Genomic DNA, 8,887 nt, shown 5'->3' on the forward strand with positions numbered 1-8,887 from the left:
CCGCAAGGCGGTCAGGTGATGTCTGCTTCAACAACTGGCACGGCGGCGACCGACATGGCGCGGCGCGAACCGGGTGCGTGGGCGATTGCGCTCGCAGGGCTGGCTTCGCTGGCCGTGGTCATGGGAGTCGGCCGCTTCGCCTTCACGCCGCTGATGCCAATGATGCTTCACGATGGCCTGGTCAGCCTGCACGAAGGCGGCTGGTTGGCCACGCTGAACTACATCGGTTATTTCGTCGGCGCCGCCGTCTGCCTGTTCATCCGCCCGGATCCGGCGCGCATGATCCGGCTCGGGCTGGTGGCCACGGTCTTGCTGACGCTGGGCATGGCACTGCCAGGCGGCATGCTGGCCTGGTCGCTGTGGCGCACCGCCGCGGGCGTGGCGAGCGGGCTGGTGCTGGTCTATACCTCGGGCTGGTGCATGCAGCGGCTCGCCGACCTGGGACAGCCGGCACTGGGCGGGCTGATCTTCTGCGGGCCGGGCATCGGCATCGTGGTCACGGGCGTTTCCGCCTTTGCCATGGTCGGTGCGGGCTGGCATGCGGTAGCAGGGTGGGTCGCCTTCACGGTCATGGGCGCCGTGCTGGTGCTGGCGGTCTGGCGCGTGTTCGCCACTGACGGAGGTACGGTGCGAGCGGCCGCAACGCGGCCTGAAAGCGAGCCTGCCCATGGCGCCCGGTTGGACGGCGAGGCCTGGGCCCTGACGCTGGCCTACGGCCTGGCGGGATTCGGCTACATCATCACGGCGACGTTCCTGCCTGTGATTGCCCGGCAGGCGATGCCAGGTTCCGTCTGGGCCGACCTGTTCTGGCCGGTCTTCGGTGTCGGTGTGTCGATCGGCGCCTTTGCGGCGACGCGCGTCGGCATGGCGCACGACAACCGCCGCTTGCTCGCGTGGTCCTACGCCATGCAGGCGCTGGGTGTCGCGATCGCCGTGGTCTTCCCGACCGTCGCCGGGTTTGCCGTCAGCAGCCTGCTGGCGGGCCTGCCGTTCACCGCGCTGGTGTCGTTCGCGATGCGCGAGGCGCGCCGGCTGTGGGGCCCGCAGGCGCCGCGCCTGATGGGCCTGATGACGGCGTCCTATGGCCTGGGCCAGATTGCCGGCCCGCCGCTGGCCACGGCACTCGTCGCGCGTTCGGGTGGCTTTGCCAGTTCGCTGGCGTGCGCCGCGACCGCGCTGCTCGCCGGTGCCGTGATGTTCGTCTGGATGCGCCACGCATGGCCCATGCAGGTAACGCGGCAGACTGCGCTACAGTAACGCCTTCGCCGCCCTTTTGCGGACCCCAGATTCACCAAGCCGGGACCCACACCGGCACCACGAACACCGGGCGGCGCTGGAGCGACCCCCATGTCTTTCTCATTGCAGCCGGCGCGTGCCGCCGGCGCACCCAGCCCAGTCACGCCGGAAGAGCAGCGCGTCCGCGTGGACCTGGCCGCCGCTTACCGCTTGTCCGCCCTGCAGGGCTGGGATGACCTGATCTATACCCACATCTCGGCCACGGTGCCCGGCGAGCCCGATCATTTCCTGATCAATCCGTTCGGCTTCGCCTTCGAGGAAATCCGCGCATCGGATCTGGTCAAGATCAATGGCCGCGGCGAGGTGGTTGGCGAGACCGTCCATCCAGTCAATGTCACCGGCTTCGCGCTGCACGCCGCGGTGCATGCGGCACGTGCGGACGCCATGTGCGTCATGCACCTGCACAACACCGCCGGCATTGCCGTATCCGCGCAGGCCGAAGGGCTGCTGCCGCTGTCCCAGCATGCCATGCGCTTCCACGGCCGCATGGCATACCACGACTATGAGGGCCTGGCGTTCACGCCCGCCGAGGGCGCGCGGCTGACAGCTTCACTGGGCCAGCAGCAGGCCATGCTGCTGCGCAACCACGGCACGCTGACCGTAGGCCGCACGGTCGCCGAAGCCTATGTGCTGATGGCGACGCTGATCAAGGCCTGCGAAATCCAGATCGGTGCGCAGGCCGGCGGCCGGCTGGTGCGGCCCGCGCCGGGCGTCGCCGACAAGGCATCCGGGCAGCTCTATGACAACGGCGCCGTCGAAGGCACCCTGGAGTGGCCGGCGCTGCTGCGCAAACTCGATAGAATCGATCCCTCGTACCGGGACTGAACGCCCCCGGTTTCCCCCGATACGCAGATACAGGCAAAGCCAACACAAGGAGTCATAGATGCCGACTTTCCACGTAGAGATGTTTGAAGGCCGCACCGTCGAGCAGAAGCGCAAGTTCGTCGAGGAAGTGACGCGCGTGACCTGCGAGACGCTGGGCTGCACCGCTTCGGCCGTCGACATCATCATCACCGACGTCAAGCGCGAGAACTGGGCCACCGGCGGCGAGCTGTGGGCTGACAAGACGTAATCGCGCCAGACTCACACCGCCAGACCCGCAGATGACCATGCAGCATTTCGCCTCGGACAACTACGCCGGCTTTTGCCCGGAATCCCTGAAGTACTTCCTGGAGGCCAACGGCACCGGGCATGAGCAGGCCTATGGCGACGACTCCTGGACGCAGAAGGTCTGCGACCGGATCCGCGACCTGTTCCAGACCGATTGCGAAGTGTTCTTCGTCTTCAACGGCACGGCCGCCAACTCCCTGGCGCTGTCGGCGCTGTGCCAGTCGTACCACTCGGTCATCTGCCACGAGCTGGCGCATATCGAGACCGACGAGTGCGGCGGGCCGGAGTTTTTCTCCAACGGCTCGAAGCTGCTGACCGCGCCGGGCGAGAACGGCAAGGTTACGCCCGCTGCGGTCGAGGCGCTGGTGACGCGGCGCTCGGACATCCACTACCCGAAGCCCAAGGTGGTCTCGCTGACGCAGTCCACCGAGGTCGGCACGGTCTACACGGTGGAAGAGGTGCGCGCGATTGCCGCGATCGCCAAGCGCCGCCAGCTTCGCGTGCATATGGACGGCGCGCGTTTTGCCAACGCGGTGGCCTCGCTCGGCGTGCATCCGTCCGAGATCACATGGCGTGCCGGCGTGGATGTACTGTGCTTCGGCGGCACCAAGAACGGCTTGCCGGTGGGCGAGGCGGTGGTCTTCTTCGACCGCCGCCTGGCCGAGGACTTTGCCTACCGCGTCAAGCAGGCCGGCCAGCTCGCATCGAAGATGCGTTTCATCTCGGCGCCGTGGCTGGGGCTGCTGGAGAACGATGTCTGGTTGTCCAATGCGCGTCACGCCAATGCCATGGCGCAACTGCTGCAGTCGCGTATCGCCGGCATTCCCGGTGTGCGCATCATGTTCCCGACCGAGTCCAACGCCGTGTTCGCCGAACTGCCGTTGCCGGCGATCGAGGCGCTGCGCGCAAAGGGCTGGCGCTTCTACACGTTTATCGGTGCCGGCGGCTGCCGCTTCATGTGCGCGTGGGACCTGCAGCCGGAGACCGTTGAGGCCCTCGCGGCCGATATGCGCGCGGCCTGCGGCGCCTGCTGAAATGCGCGGGCAGGCGTAAGATACCGGCCGGTAGCAGAACATAACGAGACACCGAGGAGCCCCTGATGCAATACCGATTCTGCCCGCAATGCGGCGCGCCGCTCGAGGTGCTGCCGCTGTCGGGGCGCGAACGCCACGCCTGCGTCCAGCCCGAATGCGGCTTCGTGCACTGGAACAACCCGCTGCCGGTACTGGCCGCAGTGGTCGAGTACGAAGGCAAGCTGCTGCTGGCGCGCAATGCAGCCTGGCCGCAGAAGATGTTCGCGCTGGTCACCGGTTTCCTCGAGCGTGACGAGACACCGGAACTCGGGGTGGCGCGCGAGCTGAAGGAAGAAACCAACCTCGATACCGAGGCCGTGTCGCTGATCGGCGTCTACGAGTTCATGCGCAAGAACGAGCTCATCATTGCCTACCATGTGAAGGCATACGGCGACATCGCGCTGTCCGAGGAGCTGGCCGAATACAAGCTGGTGGCGCCCGAGGACATGCGCATCTGGTCCGCCGGCACCGGCTTCGCGGTGGCCGACTGGCTGCAGTCACGCGGCTACCCGGTGCGCTTCTTCGACCGCCAGACCGGCGAGGACATCCCCGACCCGCGTCGGCCGAGTGACTTCAGCGTCCTGAGCGCTTCGCTACAATACCGGGTCTGAAGACTGATAAGAGCAAGGAAGAGAGGAATGGAGTTCCAGAAAGAAGTCGATGCGCGCGGCCTGAACTGCCCGCTGCCGATCCTGCGTACCAAGAAGGCTCTGGCCGACATGGCCAGCGGCGAAGTGCTCAAGGTGCTGGCCACCGACCCGGGCGCCACGCGCGATTTCCAGGCCTTTGCCAAGCAGACTGGCAACGAGCTGCTGTCGCACCAGGAAGTCGACAAGGTGTTCGTGTTCTACATGCGCCGCCGCTGAACGCCGCGGTCAGGCGTCCAGACAGCAGAAGAGCCGCCCTCGGGCGGCTCTTCTTATTGGTACGGGTCGAGTTGCAGGTCAGGCTGCCGTGCCGTCGGCCAGGTAGGTGCCGCGGTGTTCCAGGTAGTCGCGGAAGCCTGCGCTGACTTCGGGGTGCTTCAGCGCGTACTCGACCGTCGCCTTCAGGTAGCCGAGCTTGCTGCCGCAGTCGTAACGCGTGCCCTGGTAGCGGTAGGCCAGCACCTGTTCCTGCCCCAGCAGCGACTGGATCGCGTCGGTGAGCTGGAACTCGCCGCCGGCGCCCGGCTTCAGCTCGCGCAGGTGGTCGAAGATGCGCGGGGTCAGGATGTAGCGGCCGACCACGCCCAGGTTGGACGGCGCGTCTTCCGGTGCCGGCTTCTCCACGATGCCGGACATCTTGATGACGCCTTCGTCCCATTCGCGGCCATCGACCACGCCATAGGAGCGGCTCTGTTCCGGCGCGATCTCTTCGACGCCCAGCACCGAGCAGTTGTAGTGGTTGTAGAGATCCACCATCTGCTTCATCACCGGCGGGGTGCCGTCGATCAGGTCGTCGGCCAGCATCACCGCGAACGGGCTTTCACCTACCAGCTTGGCGGCGCACAGCACGGCGTGGCCGAGGCCCAGCGCTTCGGGCTGCCGCACGTAGTAGCACTCGACATTGGCCGGCTTGATCGAACGCACCACGTCGAGCAGGGCCTGCTTGTTCTTGGCCTCCAGCTCGACTTCGAGTTCGAAGGCCTTGTCGAAATGATCCTCGATGGCGCGCTTGGAACGGCCGGTGACGAAGATCATCTCCGTGATGCCGGCGGCCATGGCTTCTTCCACCGCGTACTGGATCAGCGGTTTGTCGACTACAGGCAGCATTTCCTTGGGGCTAGCCTTGGTGGCCGGCAGAAAGCGGGTGCCCAGGCCCGCGACCGGGAAGACGGCCTTGGTAACGCGATTTTCCATGTCAGCTATTCCTTCGAATTTGACTCATAACCGTGCCGGATACTCCGGGGGCCGTCTGTCGGGTTCTGTCCGACGCGAGGCGGACGGAACCCGACGTACCCGCGATACTTAGGCCGGCAGGCGCTGCAGCTGGTCCTGCAGCTTGGCCAGCGTCTGCTCGAAATCGGACAGGCGCTGGGTTTCCTGCGCCACCACGGCGGGCGGCGCCTTGGCGACAAAGCTCTCGTTCGACAGCTTGCCACGGCACTTGCCGATCTCGCCGCCGATGCGCTCGATTTCCTTCGACAGGCGCACGCGCTCGGCCGCCACGTCGATCTCGATCTTCAGCAGCAGGTGGTTGCCGCCGACGATGGCCACCGGTGCCCCGGCGCCCTCGGTCTGCAAGGTCGCATCGTCTTCGAAGACGCGCACCTCGGACAGTTTCGCCAGCGCCTGGATATGCGCGCTGGCCTCGCGCAGGAAGGCGTTGTCGCCATGCGCATAGAGCGGAATGCGCTGGGCCGGCGAAATATTCATTTCGCCGCGCAGGTTGCGGCACGCGTCCACCATGGCCTTGAGTTGCGCCACCCATTGCTCGGCGGCCTCGTCGATCTTGGCCATGGCCGGCAGCGGGTAGGCCTGCTGCGCGATGCTTTCGCTGCCATCGCCCTTGGCGCGGCCGGCCAGCGGCGCAACCTTCTGCCACAGTTCTTCCGTGATGAACGGGATGATCGGGTGCGCCAGGCGCAGCACCGTTTCCAGCACGCGCAGCAGCGTGCGGCGCGTGGCGCGCTGCTGGGCTTCGGTGCCGGTCTGGATCTGCACCTTGGCCAGTTCCAGGTACCAGTCGCAGTACTCGTCCCAGACGAACTTGTAGATCGCGCTGGCGATATTGTCGAAGCGGTACTCGGCAAAGCCCTTCTCGACATCGGCTTCCACGCGCTGCAGCAGCGACACGATCCAGCGGTCGGCCTGCGAGAAGTGCAGGTAGCCGTCCGGGCCGCAGTCGTTGTTGCACGGGCCCATGCCGCAGTCATGGCCCTCGGTGTTCATCAGCACGAAGCGCGTGGCGTTCCACAGCTTGTTGCAGAAGTTGCGGTAGCCCTCGCAGCGGCCGGTGTCGAAGTTGACGTTGCGGCCCAGCGTCGCCAGCGAAGCGAACGTGAAGCGCAGCGCATCGGCGCCGAAAGCGGGAATGCCCTCGGGGAATTCCTTCTTCGTCTTCTTCTCGATCTTGGGCGCATCCTTCGGACGGCGCAGGCCGGTGGTGCGCTTCTGCAGCAGCGTGTCGAGGTCGATGCCGTCGATCAGGTCCACCGGGTCCAGCGTGTTGCCCTCGGACTTGCTCATCTTCTTGCCTTCCGAGTCGCGCACCAGGCCGTGCACGTACACGGTATGGAAGGGCACCTGGCCGGTGAAGTGCTTGGTCATCATGACCATGCGCGCCACCCAGAAGAAGATGATGTCGTAGCCGGTCACCAGCACCGACGACGGCAGGAAGTGCTTGAGCTCAGGCGTCTCCGCGGGCCAGCCCAGCGAGGAGAACGGTACCAGTGCCGACGAGAACCACGTGTCGAGCACGTCTTCCTCGCGACGCAGCGCGCCGGTGCTGCCGGCGGCCTTGGCCTTGGCCAGCGCTTCCTCTTCGGTGCGGGCGACGAAGCAGTTGCCGGCGTCGTCGTACCAGGCCGGGATCTGGTGGCCCCACCAGAGCTGGCGCGAGATGCACCAGTCCTGGATATTGGCCAGCCACTGGTTGTAGGTGCTGTTCCAGTTTTCCGGCACCAGCTTGATCTCGCCGCTCTGCACGGCGTCGAGCGCGACCTCGGCGATCGAGCGGCCCGGGTAGAACGTGCCTTCCGGTGCCGGCTTGCTCATGGCGACGAACCACTGGTCGGTCAGCATCGGCTCGATCGCGCTGCCGGTGCGCTCGCTGCGCGGCGTCATCAGCTTGTGCTTCTTGACCTCGGCCAGCAGGCCCTGGGCATCCAGGTCCATCACGATCTGCTTGCGGGCCTCGAAACGGTCCAGGCCGGCATAGGCGGCCGGGGCGTCGGCGACGATCTTCGCGTCGAGCGTGAGGATCGACAGCTGCGGCAGGTTGTGGCGCTGGCCGACGGCGTAGTCATTGAAGTCATGGCCCGGCGTCACCTTGACCACGCCCGTGCCGAACTCGCGGTCGACGTATTCGTCGGCGATCACGGGGATCTGGCGGCCGGTCAGCGGCAGGTGCACCGACTTGCCGATCAGGTGCGCATAGCGCTCGTCTTCCGGGTGGACCATCACGGCCACGTCGCCGAGCATGGTTTCCGGACGCGTGGTGGCCACGGTCAGGTGCGTGAGGCCGGTCTTGGTATCGGCTTCCACCAGCGGGTAGCGGATGTGCCACAGCGAGCCTTCTTCCTCGACGTTCTCGACCTCCAGGTCCGACACGGCGGTGCCCAGCACCGGGTCCCAGTTGACCAGGCGCTTGCCGCGGTAGATCAGGCCCTGCTCATGCAGGCGCACGAACACCTCGGTGACCGCCTTCGACATGTCCGGCGACATCGTGAAGTACTCGCGGGTCCAGTCGATCGACGCGCCCATGCGGCGCACCTGGCGGGTGATGGTCGAACCCGACTCTTCCTTCCAGGCCCAGACTTTCTCGGTGAACTTCTCGCGGCCCAGGTCGTGGCGCGACACGCCTTGCGCTTCGAGCTGGCGCTCCACCACGATCTGCGTGGCAATGCCCGCGTGGTCCGTGCCCGGCACCCACAGCGTGTTCGCGCCCAGCATGCGCGCATGGCGGGTCAGGCCGTCCATGATGGTCTGGTTGAAGGCATGGCCCATATGCAGCGTGCCGGTCACATTGGGCGGGGGCAGCTGGATGGCGAAATCAGGCCTGGCCGGGTCGAACGTCGGCTGGGCAATGCCGCGCTTCTCCCACTCGGGGCCCCATTTCGCCTCGATGGCGGCGGGTTCGAAGCTCTTGGCAAGGGATTGGTCTTGGGCGGTCATGCTGGGATGTCGATGTTTGCGTCGGGGCTTGTTGCAGGCGGGTGCTTTGGCCTGCGCCTGGCGCGGCCTTGGGTGCATTGCACCAGTAAAACGTCAAATTATACGGAACGTCGGGGGGCGGGGAGGAAATCGTTCGCTTCGCGGGTTGGGGGGTCGGTATAATTTGGGGTTTGGTTTTTGGTTTGATGGGGGTGTTGTGCTTGGCGGGCGCTGCTGTTTCGCCGGCGTAGCCGGCGAGTCACTTTTTGTCCGAGCGACAAAAAGTAACCAAAAAGCGCGTCGCCTGGCGGCTGGCCATCAACGAGGCGCTCCTTGTGTTCAAGGGGCTTTGGTCTCGCGCCTGGTTGCCCGTTCGACCCTGCTACGCATAGTGATTCAGAACCAGTGCCTGCGATAACCTGCCCTTGTACGATCCCCATGTAGGACTCGGGTACAGCGTTCCAAGAGCGTCAGTGGTAGGGCAGCCTTCGGCTGCGTTGCGCGCATGTCCTAGTCGGTCTGCGACGGGCATCATCGTCGCCAGTGCCGACGGTTCGGTTTCTCTGCTTCGCTGCGGCGCGGTTTGCCTGCGGCCTGGGTGCTCAGACTAGG

8 protein-coding genes are annotated in these 8,887 nt (G+C 65.9%); 6 read left to right on the plus strand and 2 right to left on the minus strand.

Going from position 1 to position 8,887, the window contains the following annotated elements; all coding sequences use genetic code 11:
- The first annotated feature begins 18 nt into the window (after nucleotides 1-18).
- The 6 genes from AC3FNH_RS08775 to AC3FNH_RS08800 all read left to right on the plus strand — a co-directional run bounded on the left by AC3FNH_RS08775 (nucleotide 19) and on the right by AC3FNH_RS08800 (nucleotide 4,345).
- On the plus strand, nucleotides 19-1,257 hold the full coding sequence (locus AC3FNH_RS08775; RefSeq protein WP_488719771.1) for a YbfB/YjiJ family MFS transporter: 1,239 nt from the start codon (nucleotides 19-21) through the stop codon (nucleotides 1,255-1,257).
- Between the two features lie 90 nt (nucleotides 1,258-1,347).
- Nucleotides 1,348-2,121 (plus strand): class II aldolase/adducin family protein, encoded by a 774-nt coding sequence (locus tag AC3FNH_RS08780; RefSeq protein WP_488719772.1) that lies wholly within the window; start codon nucleotides 1,348-1,350, stop codon nucleotides 2,119-2,121.
- Between the two features lie 58 nt (nucleotides 2,122-2,179).
- A complete protein-coding gene (locus AC3FNH_RS08785) occupies nucleotides 2,180-2,368 on the plus strand; it encodes a 4-oxalocrotonate tautomerase (RefSeq protein ID WP_276098105.1) in 189 nt (62 codons plus the stop codon).
- Between the two features lie 37 nt (nucleotides 2,369-2,405).
- Nucleotides 2,406-3,440 (plus strand): threonine aldolase family protein, encoded by a 1,035-nt coding sequence (locus tag AC3FNH_RS08790; protein ID WP_488719773.1) that lies wholly within the window; start codon nucleotides 2,406-2,408, stop codon nucleotides 3,438-3,440.
- 65 nt (nucleotides 3,441-3,505) lie between these two features.
- Nucleotides 3,506-4,090 carry an NUDIX domain-containing protein gene (locus tag AC3FNH_RS08795; RefSeq protein WP_276098104.1) on the plus strand — a complete coding sequence of 195 codons (585 nt, stop codon included), beginning with the start codon at nucleotides 3,506-3,508 and terminating at the stop codon, nucleotides 4,088-4,090.
- A 27-nt stretch (nucleotides 4,091-4,117) separates the two neighbouring features.
- Complete coding sequence (locus AC3FNH_RS08800; protein ID WP_071014635.1) at nucleotides 4,118-4,345, plus strand: sulfurtransferase TusA family protein; 228 nt, start codon at nucleotides 4,118-4,120, stop codon at nucleotides 4,343-4,345.
- A 78-nt stretch (nucleotides 4,346-4,423) separates the two neighbouring features.
- Here the strand turns inward: AC3FNH_RS08800 and galU are convergent, their stop codons facing one another.
- Nucleotides 4,424-5,320: a UTP--glucose-1-phosphate uridylyltransferase GalU gene (gene galU, locus AC3FNH_RS08805; RefSeq protein ID WP_276098103.1), complete on the minus strand. Its 897-nt coding sequence runs from the start codon at nucleotides 5,318-5,320 to the stop codon at nucleotides 4,424-4,426.
- A 108-nt stretch (nucleotides 5,321-5,428) separates the two neighbouring features.
- Nucleotides 5,429-8,296 carry a valine--tRNA ligase gene (locus tag AC3FNH_RS08810; protein ID WP_488719774.1) on the minus strand — a complete coding sequence of 956 codons (2,868 nt, stop codon included), beginning with the start codon at nucleotides 8,294-8,296 and terminating at the stop codon, nucleotides 5,429-5,431.
- Nucleotides 8,297-8,887 lie beyond the last annotated feature (591 nt).

The sequence above is a fragment of the Cupriavidus sp. 22TCCZM01-5 genome (assembly GCF_057798915.1).